This window comes from Imtechella halotolerans (genome assembly GCF_028743515.2).
GTDB classification, from domain to species: Bacteria; Bacteroidota; Bacteroidia; order Flavobacteriales; family Flavobacteriaceae; genus Imtechella; species Imtechella halotolerans.
Map to the genome: position 1 here is coordinate 1,152,320 of NZ_CP117969.2, position 20,477 is coordinate 1,172,796.

18 protein-coding genes are annotated in these 20,477 nt (G+C 35.9%); 8 read left to right on the top strand and 10 right to left on the bottom strand.

Annotated features, from left to right (window positions below; genetic code table 11):
• Positions 1-8: 8 nt before the first annotated feature.
• Both ilvB and ilvD read right to left on the bottom strand, forming a co-directional pair.
• Entirely contained in the window at positions 9-1,745 is a 1,737-nt protein-coding gene (ilvB, locus tag PT603_RS05255) for a biosynthetic-type acetolactate synthase large subunit (RefSeq protein WP_008241122.1), read from the bottom strand.
• Positions 1,746-1,775: 30 nt separating this feature from the next.
• Positions 1,776-3,458, bottom strand: a complete 1,683-nt coding sequence (ilvD, locus tag PT603_RS05260; RefSeq protein WP_008241123.1) for a dihydroxy-acid dehydratase — start codon at positions 3,456-3,458, stop codon at positions 1,776-1,778.
• A gap of 490 nt (positions 3,459-3,948) precedes the next feature.
• On the opposite strand from ilvD, the gene PT603_RS05265 reads away from it, so the two are divergent.
• Together PT603_RS05265 and PT603_RS05270 are read left to right on the top strand one after the other, a co-directional pair.
• Positions 3,949-5,325 (top strand): aldehyde dehydrogenase, encoded by a 1,377-nt coding sequence (locus PT603_RS05265; protein WP_008241125.1) that lies wholly within the window; start codon positions 3,949-3,951, stop codon positions 5,323-5,325.
• Positions 5,326-5,392: 67 nt separating this feature from the next.
• A complete protein-coding gene (locus tag PT603_RS05270; RefSeq protein ID WP_008241127.1) occupies positions 5,393-6,157 on the top strand; it encodes a hypothetical protein in 765 nt (254 codons plus the stop codon).
• On the opposite strand, the gene PT603_RS05275 is transcribed toward PT603_RS05270, so the two are convergent.
• The 5 genes from PT603_RS05275 to PT603_RS05295 form a co-directional block, all read right to left on the bottom strand.
• On the bottom strand, positions 6,158-6,793 hold the full coding sequence (locus tag PT603_RS05275) for a response regulator (protein ID WP_008241129.1): 636 nt from the start codon (positions 6,791-6,793) through the stop codon (positions 6,158-6,160).
• Positions 6,794-6,815: 22 nt separating this feature from the next.
• Positions 6,816-7,589, bottom strand: a complete 774-nt coding sequence (locus tag PT603_RS05280) for a sensor histidine kinase (RefSeq protein ID WP_008241134.1) — start codon at positions 7,587-7,589, stop codon at positions 6,816-6,818.
• A gap of 3 nt (positions 7,590-7,592) precedes the next feature.
• Positions 7,593-8,336 (bottom strand): hypothetical protein, encoded by a 744-nt coding sequence (locus tag PT603_RS05285; protein ID WP_040488934.1) that lies wholly within the window; start codon positions 8,334-8,336, stop codon positions 7,593-7,595.
• Positions 8,337-8,338: 2 nt separating this feature from the next.
• Entirely contained in the window at positions 8,339-8,866 is a 528-nt protein-coding gene (locus PT603_RS05290; protein WP_008241138.1) for a hypothetical protein, read from the bottom strand.
• Positions 8,867-9,127: 261 nt separating this feature from the next.
• Positions 9,128-10,969: a CocE/NonD family hydrolase gene (locus PT603_RS05295; RefSeq protein ID WP_008241140.1), complete on the bottom strand. Its 1,842-nt coding sequence runs from the start codon at positions 10,967-10,969 to the stop codon at positions 9,128-9,130.
• 178 nt (positions 10,970-11,147) lie between these two features.
• Here PT603_RS05295 and PT603_RS05300 point away from each other — a divergent pair, with 178 nt between their 5' ends.
• Together PT603_RS05300 and PT603_RS05305 are read left to right on the top strand one after the other, a co-directional pair.
• Positions 11,148-11,624 (top strand): hypothetical protein, encoded by a 477-nt coding sequence (locus tag PT603_RS05300; RefSeq protein ID WP_008241142.1) that lies wholly within the window; start codon positions 11,148-11,150, stop codon positions 11,622-11,624.
• Positions 11,614-11,814, top strand: coding sequence for a helix-turn-helix transcriptional regulator (locus PT603_RS05305; RefSeq protein WP_008241145.1), 201 nt, complete (start codon positions 11,614-11,616; stop codon positions 11,812-11,814). Before PT603_RS05300 ends, PT603_RS05305 begins: the two co-directional genes overlap by 11 nt.
• A gap of 26 nt (positions 11,815-11,840) precedes the next feature.
• Here the strand turns inward: PT603_RS05305 and PT603_RS05310 are convergent, their stop codons facing one another.
• Genes PT603_RS05310 through PT603_RS05320 form a run of 3 tightly spaced genes read right to left on the bottom strand, consistent with a single transcriptional unit; the run spans position 11,841 to position 16,465 of the window.
• On the bottom strand, positions 11,841-13,805 hold the full coding sequence (locus PT603_RS05310) for a protein-disulfide reductase DsbD family protein (RefSeq protein WP_008241151.1): 1,965 nt from the start codon (positions 13,803-13,805) through the stop codon (positions 11,841-11,843).
• 37 nt (positions 13,806-13,842) lie between these two features.
• Positions 13,843-15,156: a tRNA lysidine(34) synthetase TilS gene (gene tilS / locus PT603_RS05315; RefSeq protein ID WP_008241152.1), complete on the bottom strand. Its 1,314-nt coding sequence runs from the start codon at positions 15,154-15,156 to the stop codon at positions 13,843-13,845.
• Positions 15,157-15,175: 19 nt separating this feature from the next.
• Positions 15,176-16,465, bottom strand: coding sequence for an anthranilate synthase component I family protein (locus PT603_RS05320; protein WP_008241153.1), 1,290 nt, complete (start codon positions 16,463-16,465; stop codon positions 15,176-15,178).
• Positions 16,466-16,792: 327 nt separating this feature from the next.
• On the opposite strand from PT603_RS05320, the gene PT603_RS05325 reads away from it, so the two are divergent.
• The 4 genes from PT603_RS05325 (at position 16,793) to proC (ending at position 20,467) form a co-directional block, all read left to right on the top strand.
• Positions 16,793-17,419, top strand: coding sequence for a GNAT family N-acetyltransferase (locus PT603_RS05325; RefSeq protein ID WP_008241154.1), 627 nt, complete (start codon positions 16,793-16,795; stop codon positions 17,417-17,419).
• Between the two features lie 4 nt (positions 17,420-17,423).
• Positions 17,424-18,617, top strand: a complete 1,194-nt coding sequence (gene argG / locus PT603_RS05330; protein ID WP_008241155.1) for an argininosuccinate synthase — start codon at positions 17,424-17,426, stop codon at positions 18,615-18,617.
• On the top strand, positions 18,610-19,584 hold the full coding sequence (argC, locus tag PT603_RS05335) for an N-acetyl-gamma-glutamyl-phosphate reductase (RefSeq protein ID WP_008241156.1): 975 nt from the start codon (positions 18,610-18,612) through the stop codon (positions 19,582-19,584). The genes argG and argC overlap by 8 nt, the downstream gene beginning before the upstream one ends.
• A 94-nt stretch (positions 19,585-19,678) precedes the next feature.
• Positions 19,679-20,467: a pyrroline-5-carboxylate reductase gene (gene proC / locus PT603_RS05340; RefSeq protein WP_008241158.1), complete on the top strand. Its 789-nt coding sequence runs from the start codon at positions 19,679-19,681 to the stop codon at positions 20,465-20,467.
• Positions 20,468-20,477: the final 10 nt, after the last annotated feature.

The following is a 20,477-nucleotide window of genomic DNA, read 5'->3' on the forward strand; positions in this document are numbered from 1 at the left end:
TTTTACTTTTAACTTAGACGTATATCAGATACCGAAGCACCGGTTGGGATCATAGGAAATACCATGTTTTCTTTTTCAACACATACCTCCAAAAAATAGGCTGAAGATGAGGAAAGCATAGCCTGAACCGCAGCCTTTAAATCCTCACGTTTTGTTACACGTGCTGCCTCCATATGGTACCCTTTGGCGATGGTGACAAAATCTGGATTTACAAGTTCTGTTGAGGCATAACGGCGATCAAAAAACAACTGTTGCCATTGACGTACCATTCCCAAAAAATCATTATTCAGTACCACTATTTTCACAGGCACTTGCGTCTGAAAAATAGTTCCTAATTCCTGAATAGTCATTTGGTAACCTCCGTCACCTATCACGGCAACTACCTCTCGTTCTGGCGCTCCCATTTTTGCTCCTATAGCTGCCGGTAAAGCAAATCCCATAGTTCCTAGACCACCTGAGGTGATATTACTTTTTGTCTCATTGAATTTAGCGTATCGACAAGCTATCATTTGGTGTTGTCCAACATCAGAAACAATTACTGCGTTATTCCCCGACACCTCATTGATTAATTTTAAGACCTCCCCCATGGTAAGTCCTTCCTTTTCAGGATACAGTTCGCCTTTAATCACTTGCTCATACTCCACTTGATACAACTCATTAAATTGGCTAATCCATTGAGGATGAGCATTAGAATTAACAAATGGTAATAAAGCAGATAACGACTCTTTTACATCTCCCAAAACCGCTACATCAGTTTTAACGTTTTTATCTACCTCTGCAGGATCAATTTCAAAATGAACAATTTTGGCCTGTTTAGCATAGGTATTTAGATCTCCAGTTACACGATCGTCAAAACGCATACCTAAGGCAATAAGAACATCACATTCATTTGTTAGAACATTGGGAGCATAATTTCCATGCATACCAACCATTCCCATGTGTAATGGATGTTCTGAAGGCAGTGCTGATAAACCTAGCACTGTTGAAGCAGCCGGAATTCCAGCTTTTTCAAGAAATAATCTCAACTCTGTTTCAGCTTTACCTAAAATTACCCCTTGGCCAAAAACCACAAAAGGTTTCTTGGCATTATTAATAATTTGGGCAGCTTCCTCTACTTTTTGGAAGTCAACTCTTGGAGTTGGTACATAACTACGTACTCCAGTGCATTTTTTATAGTTGAAATCAAAAGATTCAAACTGAGCATTTTTAGTAATATCTATTAACACAGGTCCTGGTCTTCCAGAACGAGCGATATAAAAAGCCTTAGCCATAATTTCAGGAATTTCAGAGGCTTTTGTAATCTGATAATTCCACTTAGTTACTGGAGTTGAAATACCAATGATATCCGTCTCCTGAAATGCATCTGACCCTAATAGATGCTTGGCCACCTGCCCAGTGATACAAACCATTGGAGTTGAATCTATTTGGGCATCCGCAATTCCAGTGACTAAGTTTGTAGCTCCTGGCCCAGAAGTTGCCATAGCAACCCCTACTTTTCCGCTGACCCTAGCATATCCCTGAGCAGCGTGTGCCGCACCTTGTTCATGTCGGGTGAGTACATGATGTAACTCATGCTGAAACTTGTATAACTCATCATATATTGGCATAATGGCTCCTCCCGGATATCCATAAACCAAATCAACGCCTTCTGCCAGAAGACATCTAATTACAGCCTCTGCTCCCGTTATATGTAACGTGTTATTAGCGGCCTGAGAAACGGTCTTTGTTGTTGTGTTTGTTTCCATTTTCTATCTTGTTCAATGAAAAATTGGGTTCTAAAATTCATCAGTTACGCATCCTTCCGAGGCAGAAGATACTGTGCGCGCATATTTATAAAGGGCTCCAACAGTGGCCTTTAATGGTGGTGCAGTCCAACCATTCTTACGTTGTTGTAATTCATCATCTGACAACGCAACCTCTATGGAATTGTTTACTGCATCAATTGTAATTAGGTCTCCATCTTTTACCAAGGCAATAGCTCCGCCTTGTTGCGCTTCAGGAGATACATGTCCTACTACAAAACCATGTGATCCTCCTGAAAAGCGACCATCGGTAATTAAGGCCACATCCTTCCCAAGTCCAGCTCCCATAATGGCTGAAGTAGGCTTCAGCATTTCAGGCATTCCTGGACCTCCTTTTGGTCCTTCATAACGTATAACTACCACATCTCCTTTTTGAACTTTCCCTGTTTTTATCCCTTTATTCACAGCCTCTTCTCCATCAAAAACTCGAGCTGGTCCACTAAAGGTTAGTCCTTCTTTTCCTGTAATCTTAGCTACAGCCCCTTCAGAGGCAAGATTTCCATAAAGAATACGAATATGACCTGTTTCTTTCACAGGATTCTCAACTGGCTTTATAATTTGTTGACCTTCAGAAAGTTCCTTTGCATCAGCAAGATTCTCTGCTAAGGTCTTTCCTGTCACAGTGAGGCAATCACCATGAAGCATCCCATGTTGTAACATATATTTTAAAACTGCAGGAATACCCCCTACTTTATGTAGATCCTCCATTGCATATCGACCACTAGGTTTTAAGTCTGCTAAAAGTGGCGTTGTATCACTAATGTGTTGGAAGTCATCCAAAGTAAAAGGTACTTTAGCTGCTTTGGCTATCGCTAAAAAATGTAAAACTGCATTTGTTGAACCACCTAAAACAGTAACCAATCGAATGGCATTTTCTAATGCCTTCCGTGTTACGATATCGGTAGGCTTTATGTCTTTCTCAAGAAGTAATCGAAGCGCCTCACCCGCTTTCACGCACTCTTGTTCTTTTAAGTTTCCATCACTTACCGCAGGATTAGAAGAATTAAATGGTAAAGACATACCAAGTGCCTCTATAGCCGATGCCATGGTGTTGGCAGTATACATTCCCCCACAAGCACCTGCTCCAGGACAAGCTTTATGGATAACTTCTTTATATTCTGATTCATCAATGGTACCTGCCACCTTTTGTCCCCAAGCTTCAAAAGCCGAAATAATATCTAATTTCTTTCCATTATGACATCCAGAGGCAATAGTCCCGCCATATACTAAAATTGAAGGTCTATTAAGGCGAAGCATAGCCATTAAAGCACCGGGCATATTCTTATCACATCCTACGACTGTAATCAACCCATCATAACTCATTGCTTCCACCACAGTCTCTACAGAATCTGCGATTATATCCCTTGAAGGTAATGAAAAGCGCATCCCTGGGGTACCATTAGAAATACCATCACTAACTCCGATAGTATTAAAAATAAGCCCCACTAGATCTGCATTCTCGGTACCCTTTTTTACATGTTTTGCCAATTCATTCAGGTGCATATTACACGGATTTCCTTCGTATCCTGTACTAGCAATACCTATTAATGGCTTTTGTAAATCTTCATCCGTGAGCCCTATCGCATGTAACATAGCCTGTGCCGCTGGTTGGGTGTCGTCTTGTGTTACTACCTGGCTAAATTTATTTAACTTCATACTTTTTGTTAAATGTTTGTCATTCATATATCAATTGTCAAAATTATTTTATCGATTTGTCATTATTCCGACATTTTTAATTTCAATTGTAAATTCAAATTCCCTCATAACATCATAAAAATCTGATTATCAATTATTTTTACTTTAATTTATATTATACTCAACTCATTTCTTTTGTGATAATAAACGACAAAGGCCTGTATCATTTACGTTGATACAGGCCTTTGCTTATAGACAATAGTAGCATGCATCAACACCGGAGTGAGATGATAATGACAATGCTAATAATGACAATTATAGAGTACATAGTATAAAAAATAAAAGGCCTTCAGAAAATACTTCGGAAGGCCTTACTTTATAGTTTAATTTAAACAATACCTTCCTAGCCGCGTGAAATAATCACTACGCTGCTAATGACAATATTGTTTACATTTGTGTTCATACGATGATGCAAACATAGAAAGCTTCATTGAAAATGACAAACAATTCTATGAAAAAAAATATTGAATCTTTAGTTTTATCACAAAAGCAGTTTTTTTTAACACAAAAAACAAAAGAAACTTCCTACAGAAAAGAACTTCTTAAATTGCTGTACAGTGAAATAAAAAAAAATGAAACGGCTATTTGTAAGGCATTACAAGAGGATTTTAAAAAGCATGAATTTGAAACATTACTTTATGAAATACAGCTTGTTTTAAGCGATCTTCGTTTACTTATTTCTAAGCTAGAAAAGTGGTCAAAACCAAAAAGAAAAACAGCTGCTCTGGTGAATTATCCCTCTAGGGATTATATTATACCTGAACCTTATGGAACCGTATTAATTATTTCGCCTTGGAATTATCCGTTTCAATTGGCAATGAGTCCACTAATTGCTGCAGTGGCTGCAGGAAATACAGTAGTTCTAAAACCTTCTGAGTTAACCCCAAATACCTCTTCAATTATTCAACGTATAATTAATAGTGTTTTCAAGCCTACACATGTAATAGTCATAGAAGGTGATGCCGAAGTTGCTCAAGAATTGCTTTCCCAGGTTTGGGATTATATCTTTTTTACTGGTAGTCCACAAGTTGGCAAATTAGTGTATAAGGCTGCAGCTTCTAATCTTACGCCAGTAACCTTAGAACTTGGTGGCAAAAATCCTTGCATTGTAGATCAAACCGCCGAACTAAAAGTAGCTGCCAAAAGAATTGTATGGGGGAAATTTGTCAATGCTGGTCAAACCTGTATTGCCCCTGATTATTTACTAGTTGACAATACAATAGCTACATCCTTTATAGAATTACTAAAACATGAAATAACTGAAGCGTATGGATCTAATGGAACATTCTCAAATGATATGCCTGCCATTATCAGTCAAAAGCATTTTGAGCGATTAACAAGTTATTTAAAACAAGGATCAATCATTCATGGTGGAAAAACACTACCTGAACAGTTACGAATTGAACCCACACTTGTTTTTGCAGATATGGAGGATGCTATCATGCAAGGAGAAATCTTTGGTCCAATCCTGCCCATCATACTTTACAAAAAAAGGGATGAGATTGATTCTATTCTAGGTCGTTATGGAAAACCACTGGCTTGGTATCATTTTACATCGGATTTTAAATGGAATAAAGAGTTAATAGGTAAATTTAGTTTTGGTGGTGGTGTAATAAATGATGTGATGATTCATTTCGGAAACAAACGGTTACCTTTTGGAGGTGTAGGGAATAGTGGGATTGGTGCTTACCATGGCAAATTGAGTTTCGATACCTTCACCCATTATAAACCTATAGTCAGAAGGGCTACCTGGATTGATATCCCTCTAAAATATGCGCCATATGTGGGCAAAACAAAATGGATACCTTGGATAGAAAAGTTACTTTAGTTAAAATGATTTGGCTCATTACTATAGAATCCATTACTTTTGAATAAATTTTATATACCCTTTTTTCATGGAAGAAACTCCCCAGTCTTATGACCCTAAAAACAGCTATACCGCTAGCTTAACTGACATATTAGAATATGCCTTTGGAATCTATAAGAAGACTTTTGGAATTATAACATTGGTTATGCTGATGGTGTCAATTCTTGGGGTACTTTTCTATTTCCTATTATTTCCTGTAATATTTGGAATCTCATTAAATGATTTTTTTTCCTTAGCAGGATCTAATCCTGAAAGTATGGAGCTGATGCTAAACAACAATAAAACATTTATTAATAGTTTACTGGTAGGCCTCCTTTTTGCCACTTTACTTGCTCCTATTCAAGCAGGGATAATGTCTATTTGTCAAAAGGCAGGGAGAGGTGAAATTTTTGGAATGGGTGAGGTATTTTCCTTTTATGGTTCGAAGTATTTTGGAAAGATTGTTTCTGTAACCTTACTCATTTCATTAGTTTCTGGACTTATTAGCTGGTTACTTCAAATGACTGGTTTAAACTTTTTGAACTTCTTCTTTTCGGCATTCATTAACCTATTCACCGTACTGAGTATACCCCTAATTATATTTAAAGAACAGAATGTAAATGAATCCATCACAAATAGCATAATAGCAGTCCGTCAACGATTTTTAATTACACTTGGATCTGTATTAATAGGCACCATTTGTGCATTTATTGGAATTTTTCTTTGTGGAATTGGTATTTTATTTACGATTCCTTTTTTGTATGCCGTATATTACAGTGTATACCATCATATTATAGACCTTGAAAAGCAATAGTTATACCTCGTATATATCATTTTTAATGGCATAAATTGCTAAACCAATACGATTTTTCACGTTAAGCTTGTTAAACAGTGTTTCACGGTAACCTTCAATTGTTTTAGGGCTCAAGTTCATTGAATCTGCTATTTCTTTATAGGTCATTTCTGTACATAGAAGTTTCAAGAATTGACGTTCACGATCTGTAATATGATCAGGATTATCTTTATGAGCTTTCTCGGCATCCATGGCCGATGAAACTATTTCACTATGATAAAATCCTGTGTCAACAACAGACTGTAGAGCCTTTAGCAACTCCTTTGGATGGATGTCTTTTAATAAATAGCCTCCAGCTCCATGTCTAAGCATTTGCATTACTACCTCTTCGTTGTCCTCCATTGAGAGTGCTAAAACAGGAGTCGCAGGCTGGTGTTGTTGTAACCAGGCCATAGTTTTAATCCCATCCATTATAGGCATATTAATATCCAATAAAATAATATCAGGAAGCCCTTGTGATGCCAATTTATCTATTAGTTCCTCTCCATGGGATGCATAATAAGCTACCTCAAAATCAGGGAAGGAATTTATCAAAGTTCCTAATGATTGGGCAAATAATAAATGATCATCAACGATAGCAATAGTATGCTTTTTCATAATGTTTGGGTGGGTGGGTTATTTATATAGGATACTCGATAACAATGCGTGTTCCCTGGCCTAAATTAGAGAAAAAATTAATATCTGCACCTATAAGTTTAGCACGATTTTTCATGTTAAGTAGTCCAATACCTTCTGCCTTATGAGTAAGGTCAAAACCTACTCCATTATCCCTTGCTTCAATAAGCAGCTTTTTCTCCAAAAATTGTAACCTAACTTCGAGTTGGGATGCCTTGGCATGTTTAGTAACATTAGAGAAAAACTCTTGAAGAATTCTAAAAAGAATCAATGAATCATTTCCTTGAATAGTAATCTCCTCTCCTTCTATACGTAATGTTGCCTCTAAAAACCGTAATCTGTTAAATCGTTCTAACTCTAAATTTAAAGATGATACCAACCCTAGACTCTGCAAAGCGTCACTATTCAGGGTTTTTGACAATGTTCTAACATCTTGCAGACTTTTCCCAATCAGCTCACTCAATTCTTCCAATTTTGGTATTGTATTTTCATCTGCAGTTAAAGAAATCATGTTAGTATGCATTCTTGCCACAGAAAGTAATTGTCCAACATTATCATGAAGTTCCCAACTAATATTTTTTAGTGTTTGTTCTTGAATCTCTGTTTGAGTTTGGGCTAATATTATTTCAAACTGCTTTCTTTCTTCTGCCTGTTTCACTAGTAAGGATGTTTTTCTCCTTTGGTATACTACAAAAAAGTAAACCAAAAATCCTACCATTAATACAATTACTACGGTAACATAAATAATAAGAGTGGAAAGTTCCTTTGTTGCCTCCATAAATTATTCTGAATTAATACTTCCTTTTTTTAGCATACTAAAACCTATTATAAATGAACTATAATAGACCACACACGAAAATACAAGTATAGAAGTAAAGGTTAAGGCATCTATACCTAATTGTTTATGGAATATAAAAATTGGAATCAGTGTAAGGTAATAAAAAACGATCCCAAAAGAAAGCCAAAAAGGAAGTTCACGATAAAAGTAAATGATATTATAACTCTGAAGTACAGAATGAAAATACATAAACCCTAAAATTAGCATCGAAAACACACCTACATACATATACGTGTGTAATTGAGCTCCAGGACTCATTAATTGTTCTATATTATATAAAGAATATACCAATGCTCCGGTATAAATAAAAATCAAACCTTGAATAATCCACCTGTAGGCTTGCTTTCTTAATAGTTTGTAGTAATAATAAAAGTATAAGTAAAAAGAAACTATTGTATATAAAACTGAAGGCCACCACGCACCTCCCTTCATGTATTTTTCAGGAACAAGATCTAGCAAGAATTTCCTTAACTCAAAAGATTCCGGATAGTAGTATCTAAGGATATTATATATAGAATAAAAAAGATGAATGAGTTCTATGACCACTATAAACCATAAAAAATAAAGAAAGATACGGGCCGGAGTCATCTTATAATACCTGTAGTGATAGCTGGCTACGCATGCCGTAACCAAAGCCATCACCAATATAGATCTTTTAAGAATGTACGCTAAACTTGGTTCAAACATTACTATTCAATCTGAGGATAAGTTGAAATAGGTGGCTCTCCATCACTTCCATATTCTAAAGGGTCTATCTCAGGGATATCACCTGGGAATTTTTCCTGTAGTAAAAAAGCACCCTGTTGAACACTTCTATTTCCAGTAGGTGAAATAAAAAATGCCATCTGATTTCTTTTTTTTCCATAAATTTCTTCATCTGGGAACACCCCAACGTAAATACGAAATCCATTTAAGTCAATACCTAAAGAATCAGCCTGACGCTTACTTTCATTAATATAACTCTGAAGCTCATCCAAGGAATACCAACTCGACACTGAAAGTCTGTACGGTGGTTTTTCCTTAATTGTATCCTGCTCAGCACTAAGCATCAACAATTTAGAAGTTTCATTAACAAATTTTTTACTCATTTTTTCCGCTAAAGCAGGCTTAATTTTTTTGGCACTTAAGTCTAAGGATACTTCCTCTGGTTTAGGTTGGCAAGAAAAAACGCTCAGCAGTATAAAAACTACTAGGCCTTTATAGAAAGGAAATTTCATAATAATTTAGTTTGAATGGTTAACTATACCGAAGATAAAAAAAATTAACATTAATAAACTCGCAAAAAAATGTTCTTTTTAAATCAACCATTTCCTCACATCTCTAAAAAACCAAAACTTCATGAAATGAATTTAATATATCACTGGCAAACTATTGAACAATTTTAAGGAATACTAAATTTTCCGTTTTGCACACAAATCTTGCATAAAAAAAGGCTATCTTCTTAGGATAGCCTTGCTTCTTTAACCAAGTATTATACACTAGTGGCTAGGTAGAATAGTAAACTCTATACTAGAAGAATTATACACTCGATGCGTTTGCTTTTGAAAATCCTTTTCATTGGCATAAAAAATATTATCCACATAGGTCTGAGGATTCCGATCAATCAGTGGAAACCAAGTACTTTGAATTTGCACTTGTATTTTATGTCCTTTTTTAAAAGTATGATGTACATCTTGTAATTTAATATCCACTCCTGTTACTTCATTTGGAACAAATGGTTCAGGCATAGAAAAGCTATTTCTAAACCGCCCGCGCATCACTTCACTTCTCACCATCATATGGTAATTACTCATTTTGAGATGATTTTGTGTTTCAGGAGTATCAGGGGTATTAGCGGGAAAAACATCAATTACTTTCACAATCCAATCTGCATCCGTCCCTGTAGTCGATACTTTCAGTCTAGCCATAATTTCACCAGCTAAAGTTACATCGTTTTCCAACACCTCTGTTTCAAAGACTAACACATCTGGGCGACGTGCCGCAAATCTTTGATCATCTGTCATATATTTTCTTGGGGTAAATACCGTTTTAATATCCTCTGTATAAGGTACAGGCTTGCTAGGATCAGACACAAATTCCTCATATCGCCAATCCATAGTAGCGATTTCCGCTAAAGAACCATTATGAAGACGATACGTCTTCTTTTGCGCATTTAAAGGCGGCCAATTTTCAAATGTACTCCACGCATTCTTACCTGTGTCATACATATAGGCTTCAGGAAGATTAGTGGTTCCATCGGCACTTCCTTTTAGAAAATGTGTAAAAAATGTGGTCTCTATTTCCTCCTGATAAAACGCAGAAATATTATCCCCAAAATACACATTACCAATAGCTTGACGCTCTTTATTACGTGCCCAATCTCCATGACTCCATGGCCCCATTACAATGGTATTATAGTTCGTACTATTCTTCTCTATATTCTTATATGTTTCTAAGGGGCCGTACAAATCTTCTGCATCAAACCAACCTCCGACAACCATAACGGCAGGTTTAATATTCTTAAGGTGCTGAATTATTCCTCTAGATTTCCAAAACTCATCATAGTTCGGATGATTTTTTAGCTGTTGCCAAAATACATTGTCTTCTTTATAATATGCATCAAGGTTCGATAAAGGGCCTGCATCAAGGAAAAATTGATATTGATCTTGAGTACCTAAATCAGGAAGAGTATACCATGATTTAGTCGTTGGTTCTGATTTTTCATGCCCAAACAGCGCAGTAGCTCTCCAATAACTTAGCATATAGGCGCCATTGTGATGAAAATCATCAAAAAAGAAATCACCAATTGGTGCTTGTGGCGATACTGCTTTAAGTGCCGGATGAGAATCAAGTAAGGAGTATGTCGAATAAAATCCAGGATAGGAAATCCCCCATACTCCTACTTTTCCATTATTATTCTTTACTTTTTTAACCAACCAATCTATCGTATCATAGGTATCAGAGGCCTCATCAATTTGCTTTTTCTTTTTCCCAGGAATATACGCTCTCATATTGTCATATACCCCTTCACTATTCCATCGGCCTCGAACATCCTGATAAACAAAAATGTATCCCTGTTCCATAAGGGTACGATTAGGCCCTATACTAGCTCTAAAAGCATCCGGTCCATAGGGAGCACAGCTATAAGGAGTCCTAGACATTAATATAGGATACTTCTTAGAAGTATCTTTGGGACTATAAATGGTTGTGTGTAACTTAACACCATCCCTCATCGGAATTACAATCTCCTGTTTGGTGTAATAGTCCTGAACTTTGTATTCTTGTGCAGTTCCTATAAATAAATAGAAACCTAACACTAAGGTCATTATATACTTTTTCATTTGTGGTGGTTATAAAATAATTTAGCTAGATAAAAATATTGTTTCTTCTATAAAAACCCTATTTCTTAACATTTAATTAAGGTTATTAGTAAAATATATTGGTCTTAAAGTAAAATTTATTTTACTTTTTAATAATTTTACTTTACATTTGAATACTATTTTCTAAAACATCGATCATATGAAAACTCGTTATTTATTTCCACACAGTTGTAAAAAATGGGGTTGGATTCTATTCTTTATAGGATTAAGCCTTGGGGTTTTTGCGAGAATTAACAATTTTGAAACAGATCAATACCTAGTTACCAAGGTATGGGCATTAATAAACGATTCCTTACTATCTAAAACTTATTTTCAATGGATTGAAAATGGTCTTTTAGATGAGATCATTATCGCCCTTATTGGTATTGGAGGTATCCTCATTGGGTTTTCAAAAATTAAAGAAGAAGACGAATACTCATTTCAATTACGAACAGAATCTCTAATATGGTCCTTTTACATAAATTTTGCACTGCTATTAATCAGCACATTTCTTATTTATGGAATTGCCTACTTTGAAATTATGATCTATCAATTATTTTCTATGCTCATATTCTTTATAGCACGCTTTCACTATGTATTGTATATTGCTAATAAATCAATCAAATATGAAGAATAGTCTTAAGGTACAACGCGCCATTAAAAATATTACACAAGCTGATTTGGCTGAAGCAATAGGTGTTAGTAGGCAAACTATTAATGCAATGGAAAAGGGAAAATATGTCCCCTCTACAGTCTTAGCCCTTAAGCTTGCGCAATATTTTAATCAACCAGTAGAAGCCATTTTTCAATTAAACGATAACGATTAAAAAAAGCTGCCATTTGGCAGCTTTTTCTATTTAAGAGCTTTGTATGCTTTTATTCCTTCTTCAAGCCAATTTTTATAAGTCTCAATATCTGTATACTGTTGTGGTGCACTTAAAATCTCTAATTCCGGAGATAGTAATACATAATAAGGCTGTGAAGCTGTATGAAAATTAACCGCTTGAAAAGTTGCCCATTTCTCTCCTATTGTTTTTATCTTTTTCACCCTTCCACTATCATATTGAAAATCAAATTGTGACACCTCAGGTAATTCTTTACGATCGTCTATATATAAAGATATTAAAACATACTCATCATTAATAAGCTGAAAAACTTCTGAATCACTCCAAACATGTTCTTCCATTTTACGGCAGTTAACACAGGCCCATCCGGTAAAATCTAGCATTATAGGTTTATTTTGAAGTTTTGCATAGGCCAAACCAGTTTCAAAGTCCTTAAAACAATTCAATCCTAATGGACAATCACTTTTTTGTTCTGCAACCGTATAAAAAGCTGGTGGAGGGAAACCACTGAGCAATTTTAACTGGTTTTGTCCAAAAAGTCCCAATATCAAATACACTGAGAACAGCGTACTAATAATCCCAATACTTACACGGATTTTAGAAAGTTTTGCCTTCAGATTATCATGTGGAAATCGAATAATTCCGAAAAGATATAAGCTCATTAATATAAAAATCAGCACCCAAATTCCAATAAAGATTTCTCTTTTAAGGATTCCCCAATGCGCCACTAAATCAGCATTTGAAAGGAACTTAAATGCTAAAGCTAATTCTAAAAATCCTAGTACTACTTTGGTGGTTGTCATCCACCCTCCGGACTTTGGAAGTGAATTCAACCAATTAGGAAATAAAGCGAATAACGCAAATGGTAATGCAAGTGCTACACCAAAGCCAGCCATACCGGCCGTGAGTTGCATTGCCCCACCTTCTGCCGTTAGCGACCCTGCCAATAATGACCCTAAAATAGGACCAGTACAAGAAAAAGAAACTAAAGCTAGGGTAACAGCCATAAAGAAGATGCCAACTATTCCACCGATATTAGAAGCATTATCCATCTTATTACTCCATGAGGAAGGTAAGGTAAGTTCATAATACCCGAAGAAGGAAAATGCAAAGAATAAGAAAATTATAAAAAAGGCTACGTTTAACCATATATTGGTTGAAATTGTATTCAATATTTCAGGGTCTATACTATCCAAAAAGTGAAAAGGAATACTTAACAGAACATAAATAAGAAGTATAAAAAACCCGTACAATATGGCATTTGCAATCCCTTTTCCTTTGCTTTTATTCTGTTTGGTAAAAAACGAAACAGTTAGTGGTATCATTGGAAATACGCAAGGAGTCAACAATGCCAAAAGTCCACCTAAAAATCCTAAAATAAAAATTCCCCATAACCCTGTATTACTTTGAGAAGCAGTAGCACTTTCTTGTAATAATTCTACATTCTTAAGGGGTAATTTCAACTGAGATGAAAGTTCTTTACTTCGCTCATCTATTTCTTCATAGACTAGGGAAGCCTCACTACCATCCAATGAAAAAACAAAGTCTTCATCAAGATTAATACAAACATCGATACATGCCTGATAAAAGATATTTCCTCGTATCTTTTTTATTTCTGGATTTAAAAGTCGAATGTGTTGTGTAATAAGGGCTTCATTTTTAAAAAAAGTCTCATCAACCTCAAAAATCTCACTGTATTGCGTATATGTTTTTCCCTCCTGGGCAGCACCTAATAGTTCAAAATCCACCCCTACACCTTCAAAAGTAAGCTCAGTAGGCAATGCTCCTCCCTCTGGAGTGAATTGCGAATACACATGCCATTCAGGGTCTATAGTTCCTTTTAATATAAGCTTATATTCAGCATCTGAAAGTTGTTCTACTTCATACTTCCACTTAACAGGTTGCTGGTTACCCATCTGGGAAAAACTAAAAAAAGAAGATAATACTACTAGAAAAAAAAGTGAAATTCTCATCACCAGAAGTCGTTTTTGGTTTATTTGATTATTTAAATCAAGACAAACTTTGTGCTTTAATCATGCAAACTGATGAAGATGTTGTGGACGCCAAAAATCTTCGATCGGCACGCAATCCGATAACCCAAACAATGTCTTTACCAGAACACAAAAGCCATTGTTGTTCTTTTTCAAATAGAGTTCGCTTCTCATCTTTAAAAAACTTACTTAACTTTTTTTTACCTTGCATTCCAGTTGGGTAAAAATAATCTCCTTTTTCCCATTTACGAATTAGAAGTGGGAACTTTAACGTTTCTTTATCAAGATAGATACAATTTGATGAGGTTTCACCCTTCCCCATCACTGTTTCCATCGTAAGCGCCCAATTAGTTAAGGTAATTGCATCTATTCCATTATCCCACAATACTTGAGACACCTCACTGAAATCTCTTGATTTTAATATGAGCTTCTCCCGATCTTTTAACAAACGAAATGCATCTGAAAACAACTGTTTTCCACTCATGGATGACAATAAATCTAGTACTGATGGGGCGGAAAATCCATAAGGATGGAATAATTCATGTACATACAATTCGAAAGGATGTAGTTTCCTTAATTCAGGTATAGAAATAGTAATTACATTTCCATCCTTTTCAAAAAGTTCTTCTTTACTTTTTTCAATAACTGAAGCAACTAATGAGGCATTTTGTCTTAAATAGGTCTGAGTTCTTAAAAAATTGTGCAAAAACTCAGGATGCATCATTTTTAGATTTGGAACAATAGTATGACGAATTCTATTGCGCAAATAATTAATGGTTGCATTACTACTATCTTCTCTCCATTCTAGCTTATTTTCTTCTGCATAAGATTTTAACTCAAGTCTGGAAAATGGCAATAAAGGTCTTACTATAGCTCCATTCTTTTCTGGAATACCAGTGAGTCCGTCAAGCCCTGTTCCCCTAGATAAATTGATTAAAAACGTTTCTAGTGCATCATCTGCATGATGCGCTGTAAGTACAGCACTATAAGAATGTTCTTGAACTAAAGAAGAAAACCATTTATATCGCAATTCTCTAGCTGCCAACTGAGTGTTTAGCTTATGACTAGTGGCGTATTGTTTTGTGTCGAATTTTTTTACATGAATAGGGATATGATGCCTTTGAGCCCATTGTACCACAAATTGCTCATCTGCATCACTTTCATTAGCTCTTAATTTAAAATTACAATGTGCTATGGCAAAAGTATAACCAGCTTCTTTAAATAAATTAGCCAACACCATACTATCAAGACCACCACTCACAGCAATTAATACTAATTGATGAGAAACTTCTGGAAAATGTTGATCTAAATGCTGTTTGAATTTTGTAAACATAACTGTAAAGATACCTTTTTTACACTAGCACTGTTCGCATGGCTTTAGCCTTAAGTAAACATTCCTCATACTCTTTTTCAGGAACAGAACGAGCCGTTATGGCGCTCCCTACTGAAAACGACACAAATTGTTTTTCTGCATTATACAAGATACTGCGAATAACTACATTAAAATCAAAATCTCCATTGGGGGCAAAATATCCTATGGCACCACTATACAATCCTCTTTTAGTAGATTCTAGCTTTTCAATAAGTTGCATGGCGGCAATTTTAGGTGCTCCGGTCATACTCCCCATGGGGAAAACGGATTTAATCAAATCAACACTATCTATTTCTAGGGCAACAGACGCTGTGATTGTTGAAATCATTTGATGTACTTGTTCAAAAGTATAGATTTTGCATAGTTCTTCAACAATAACACTCCCTTTTGACGCGTAATGAGAAAGATCATTGCGAACCAAATCTACAATCATAATATTTTCAGAACGTTCCTTTTCATCAGTACGTAAGGCTTCTTTTAAGCCTTCATCTTCTTCCATATTTTCAGCTCTACGAGCCGTACCTTTAATAGGCTGGGACACCACATGAGTCCCATTACGTTTTAAAAACCGTTCAGGAGAGGCTGACAAAGCAAATTTATTTTCTAACTTCAGAAAACTCGCAAACGGAGGTCTAGAAATATCGTTTAATTTATGATACGTATTAATAGGATCAATAGTTGCCTCAGTCGCATAGAATTCTTGGCAAAAATTAGCTTCATAGACATCACCTCTGTAGATATGACTTTTTAAAGCTGCTATTTGTTGTAAATAGGTATCCTCATCCATGCGTTTTTTAATTGTCAAAGGTGGATGAGATTTAATTTCCATCCCAACTAAAGAGTTAATAGCACTAAAATCGTCATAAATTTCATCATCTACCATAGGTAAATATGAGAAAGTAACTTTATTTTCCTTAATAAGAATCAACTTCTGAGGTTGAAAAAAATAAAGATCTGGAAATTCCACATCATCAATATTGGAAGATGTAAGGGATTCAGTATCATTCTTTAAATCATATGAAAGATACCCAAACAACCAATCTTTGGTGTGGTTCCTATATTCTTTTAAGGCATCAAATGCATGAAAATAATCTGTTTTTAAAGCAGTAAGCGCGCCAACTGCCAATACTGCTTCATAACTGCTGTACGAATGTTGGTATTCATTAGAATCTAGCCATACCACTTCTTCAAAGGACTGAGCCCATTGTAAAAGTTGATGCTTAAAAACATGAGTATTACTTATTGTAAAACACGCCTGAGTGCGCTGCATAAAATATATGGTATTTTAGAATGTTACAAATGTAACAAAGTACCACAAAACCATCCTTTTTATTTGTGATTTTATTTGTAATATTGCATGGTAAAGTTAATTACTACGGTAACTTATTCTACAATGAAAAACGCGAGTAACATATACACTACTATCGGCTTAAGGCTTCCAACTGCCTTGAGGACGATTTTTGTTGTTCGCCCTAACCGTAGTCCACGTCGCCGCCCGTAAGGGTGTATGTTATTGTTGGAACCTAGGTGTGTCCGGTTCCCTTTCGGAAAAAATCGCTATTCTTTTATTTTTAATCCTAACCCAATTTTTATTTGTATGAAAATTGAGATTGCCAATAAGTCGCATTATCAATATGCGGCAGTTATTTGTGATACCATTGCTGAATCAGCCAAGATACGTGGTACCGGTATTGCAAAACGTACCCCTGAGTACATTATGACCAAAATGGATAATGGCAACGCAGTCATTGCTCTTGAAGGCGATACTTTTGCTGGATTTTGCTATATCGAAGTTTGGGGACATGAGAAGTTTGTAGCTAATTCAGGATTAATTGTTCATCCTGATTTTAGAAATCAAGGTTTAGCTAAAGAAATCAAAAAAGCTATTTTTAATTTGTCTCGCAGTAAATTTCCTAATGCTAAAATTTTTGGTATCACTACCGGCCTAGCCGTCATGAAAATCAATTACGATTTAGGATATGAACCAGTTACTTTTTCTGAATTGACAGATGACCCAGCTTTTTGGAATGGATGCCAAACATGTAAAAATTTTGATATTCTCACTCGTACTGAACGTAAGATGTGTCTCTGTACAGGGATGTTATACGATCCAGCTGAAAAAGAAAAGAACACACAACACAAACATGAATATAACGGAAAAGTGTTTCAACGATTAAAAAGCATCAAACAAGCAATTTTCCTAAAAAAAGAAAAGAAAAAATAAGCCAATGAAAAAGTTAGTTTTAGCCTATAGCGGAGGTCTAGATACCTCCTACTGCGCCAAGTATCTCTCTGCAGAAGAAGGATATGAAGTTCATGCCGTAAGTGTAAATACCGGTGGTTTTTCTGCGGAAGAAATTAAACAGATAGAATCAAAAGCACTTCAACTAGGAGTTACCAGTTACACCTCTATAGATGCTGTAGACATATTTTACCAAACAGTTGTAAAATACCTTATCTACGGAAATGTACTTAAAAATAATACCTATCCACTGTCGGTTAGTGCAGAACGTATTGTTCAAGCATTGGAAATTATTGCCTACGCCAAAAAAATGGGAGCCTCGTATATTGCCCATGGTAGTACAGGTGCGGGTAATGACCAAGTTCGATTTGATATGATTTTCCAAGTACTAGCCCCTGAAATCGAAATCATTACACCAATTCGAGATAAAAAACTGGCAAGACAAGAAGAAATTGACTATTTACAAGCCCAAGGAATTCATTTAGAATGGGCAAAAGCCAAATACTCCATTAATAAGGGACTTTGGGGAACCAGTGTTGGTGGTGAAGAAACTCTGACTTCGCACCTGACCTTACCGGAAGAAGCATGGCCAAGTCAGCTGGAGGAAACAACCCCTCAGCAAGTAAAACTAAGTTTCCATAAAGGAGAACTAATTGCTGTAAATGATGAAGAACTAACTTCAGTAGCTGCCATTGAGAAACTTCAGTCGATTGCCTCTAAGTATGCTATTGGAAGAGATATACATATTGGTGATACCATAATTGGCATCAAAGGAAGAGTTGGATTTGAAGCCGCTGCTCCTATAATTACTATTAAGGCTCACCACGCTCTTGAGAAGCACGTACTAACTAAGTGGCAACAACAACACAAGGATTACCTAGGTAACTGGTACGGAATGTTATTGCATGAAGGACAATACCTTGATGAAGTAATGCGAAACATTGAAGCCTTCTTAACAGATTCTCAGAAAAACGTAACAGGTGATGTTTGGGTAAGTTTACACCCTTATCGTTTTGCAATCGATGGCATTTCTTCACCTCATGATTTAATGAATGCTCATTTTGGAAGCTATGGTGAAATGAACAAAGGCTGGACAGCTGATGACGCCAAAGGATTTATCAAAATAGTATCAAATAGTACTAAAATCCATCAAGCGGTAAACACTAAAGATCATGATTAAAGTAGGAATTATAGGAGGATCAGGCTATACAGGAGGTGAGCTTATTCGTCTTCTTATACATCACCCACATACCGAAATTGATTTTGTGTATAGCACAACAAAAGCTGGTAAACCAATCACTGAAGCCCATGAAGACTTATTGGGTTTAACCGATTGCTGCTTTACAGATACTGTAAATACTGAAGTAAATGTACTTTTTCTTTGTTTGGGACATGGAAATTCAAAAGCATTTTTAGAACAATATGAATTTGCCTCTCATACACGTATAATTGACCTAAGTAATGATTTTCGTCTCACCTATGATGCTCAATTTCAGAACAAAACATTCGTGTACGGACTTCCTGAATTATATAAACAACAAATTAAAAATGCTCAATATATCGCTAACCCAGGTTGTTTTGCAACCGCTATCCAGCTAGCTTTATTACCCCTAGCAATGGCTGGATTGCTTAAAAATGATGTACATATCAATGCAATCACGGGTAGTACTGGTGCTGGTATTGGACTTTCGTCTACTTCTCATTTCAGTTGGCGTAATAACAATATTAGTTGGTATAAACCTTTTACTCATCAACATTTAGGTGAAATAGGTCAAAGTCTTAAAAGCCTTCAGAAACAAGAAGTCTCCATATATTTCATGCCTCAAAGAGGAGATTTTACAAGAGGAATTTATGCTACAGCATATACAAAATTTGAAGGAGATTTAGACCAGGCTACTGCGCTTTACCAATCGTTTTATGCAGAAGCTCCATTTACCCAGCTATCAGCTAAGGAGATTCATTTAAAGCAGGTAGTAAATACAAATCAATGTCATATACATCTTCACAAGCATGAGAACACACTACTTGTGACTAGTGCCATTGATAATTTATTAAAAGGAGCTAGCGGACAAGCGATACAAAACATGAATTTATTGTTTGGTTTGCCTGAAACTGAAGGATTACAATTAAAAGCTACCTTCTTTTAAGAACGATAAAGAGTATAGAACCCAACATAGTCCTTACCTCAGTTTTAGTGACTATGTTGGTTTTTAAAAATGGAGTAACTATTACATTAATTACATGAAAATAGCAATCATAGGAACAGGTAATTTAGGAGAAGCCATTGCACATGGCCTTCTTAAAAGTAATGCGGTGACAACTTTATACCTTACCAAGCGTAATCCTGCCGAAATTCAATCATTTGAATCCCATAAGGGGGTTACTGTAACTGCAGATAACAGCTTAGCTGTTCAGCAATCGGATATTGTTATATTTGCCGTACAACCAGGTCAACTAGAAGGCATTTTACATGAAATAAAAGAACTCCTAACCGATAAACATGTATTGATTTCTACGGTCACAGGCTTTTCTATTGCACGCATTGAAGCCGTGTTAGGTTCCGATCATTATATTCTGAGAAGTATGCCTAATACTGCCATATCTGTGGGTAAGTCGATGACATGCATTGCCAGTAACGAAAAGGGTAAAAAGCGCATTGAGCTCACCATGGCTATTTTTAATCGCATGGGAACATCCATAGCTATCCCAGAAGAACAAATGCAAGCAGCCACCGTAATTTGCGCTAGCGGAATAGCCTTCTGGATGCGACTCATACGAGCTACAACTCAGGCAGCCATTCAATTGGGCTTTGATGCACACCAAGCACAATATATGGCGATGCATACCTGTTCTGGCGCCTCTGATTTGCTTATTCATAACGGAAAACACCCGGAGGAAGAAATTGATAAGGTTACCACTCCAAAAGGATGCACTATTGAAGGTCTTAATGAAATGGAACATCAGGGATTGAGTTCCTCCTTAATCAAAGGTATGGTGGCTTCATTTGAAAAAATCAACCACATAGCTTAATAAAACAATT

Bases quoted from the DNA above. Each gene is read 5' to 3' on its own strand.
- PT603_RS05300 (WP_008241142.1), top strand. From the start codon at position 11,148: ATGAAAACTCGTTATTTATTTCCACACAGTTGTAAAAAATGGGGTTGG.
- argC (WP_008241156.1), top strand. From the start codon at position 18,610: ATGATTAAAGTAGGAATTATAGGAGGATCAGGCTATACAGGAGGTGAG.
- PT603_RS05275 (WP_008241129.1), bottom strand. From the start codon at position 6,793: ATGAAAAAGCATACTATTGCTATCGTTGATGATCATTTATTATTTGCC.
- PT603_RS05265 (WP_008241125.1), top strand. From the start codon at position 3,949: ATGAAAAAAAATATTGAATCTTTAGTTTTATCACAAAAGCAGTTTTTT.
- PT603_RS05270 (WP_008241127.1), top strand. From the start codon at position 5,393: ATGGAAGAAACTCCCCAGTCTTATGACCCTAAAAACAGCTATACCGCT.
- PT603_RS05280 (WP_008241134.1), bottom strand. From the start codon at position 7,589: ATGGAGGCAACAAAGGAACTTTCCACTCTTATTATTTATGTTACCGTA.
- PT603_RS05320 (WP_008241153.1), bottom strand. From the start codon at position 16,465: ATGCAGCGCACTCAGGCGTGTTTTACAATAAGTAATACTCATGTTTTT.
- PT603_RS05290 (WP_008241138.1), bottom strand. From the start codon at position 8,866: ATGAAATTTCCTTTCTATAAAGGCCTAGTAGTTTTTATACTGCTGAGC.
- PT603_RS05285 (WP_040488934.1), bottom strand. From the start codon at position 8,336: ATGTTTGAACCAAGTTTAGCGTACATTCTTAAAAGATCTATATTGGTG.
- PT603_RS05305 (WP_008241145.1), top strand. From the start codon at position 11,614: ATGAAGAATAGTCTTAAGGTACAACGCGCCATTAAAAATATTACACAA.
- PT603_RS05295 (WP_008241140.1), bottom strand. From the start codon at position 10,969: ATGAAAAAGTATATAATGACCTTAGTGTTAGGTTTCTATTTATTTATA.
- proC (WP_008241158.1), top strand. From the start codon at position 19,679: ATGAAAATAGCAATCATAGGAACAGGTAATTTAGGAGAAGCCATTGCA.
- argG (WP_008241155.1), top strand. From the start codon at position 17,424: ATGAAAAAGTTAGTTTTAGCCTATAGCGGAGGTCTAGATACCTCCTAC.
- ilvD (WP_008241123.1), bottom strand. From the start codon at position 3,458: ATGAAGTTAAATAAATTTAGCCAGGTAGTAACACAAGACGACACCCAA.
- tilS (WP_008241152.1), bottom strand. From the start codon at position 15,156: ATGTTTACAAAATTCAAACAGCATTTAGATCAACATTTTCCAGAAGTT.
- PT603_RS05325 (WP_008241154.1), top strand. From the start codon at position 16,793: ATGAAAATTGAGATTGCCAATAAGTCGCATTATCAATATGCGGCAGTT.
- ilvB (WP_008241122.1), bottom strand. From the start codon at position 1,745: ATGGAAACAAACACAACAACAAAGACCGTTTCTCAGGCCGCTAATAAC.
- PT603_RS05310 (WP_008241151.1), bottom strand. From the start codon at position 13,805: ATGAGAATTTCACTTTTTTTTCTAGTAGTATTATCTTCTTTTTTTAGT.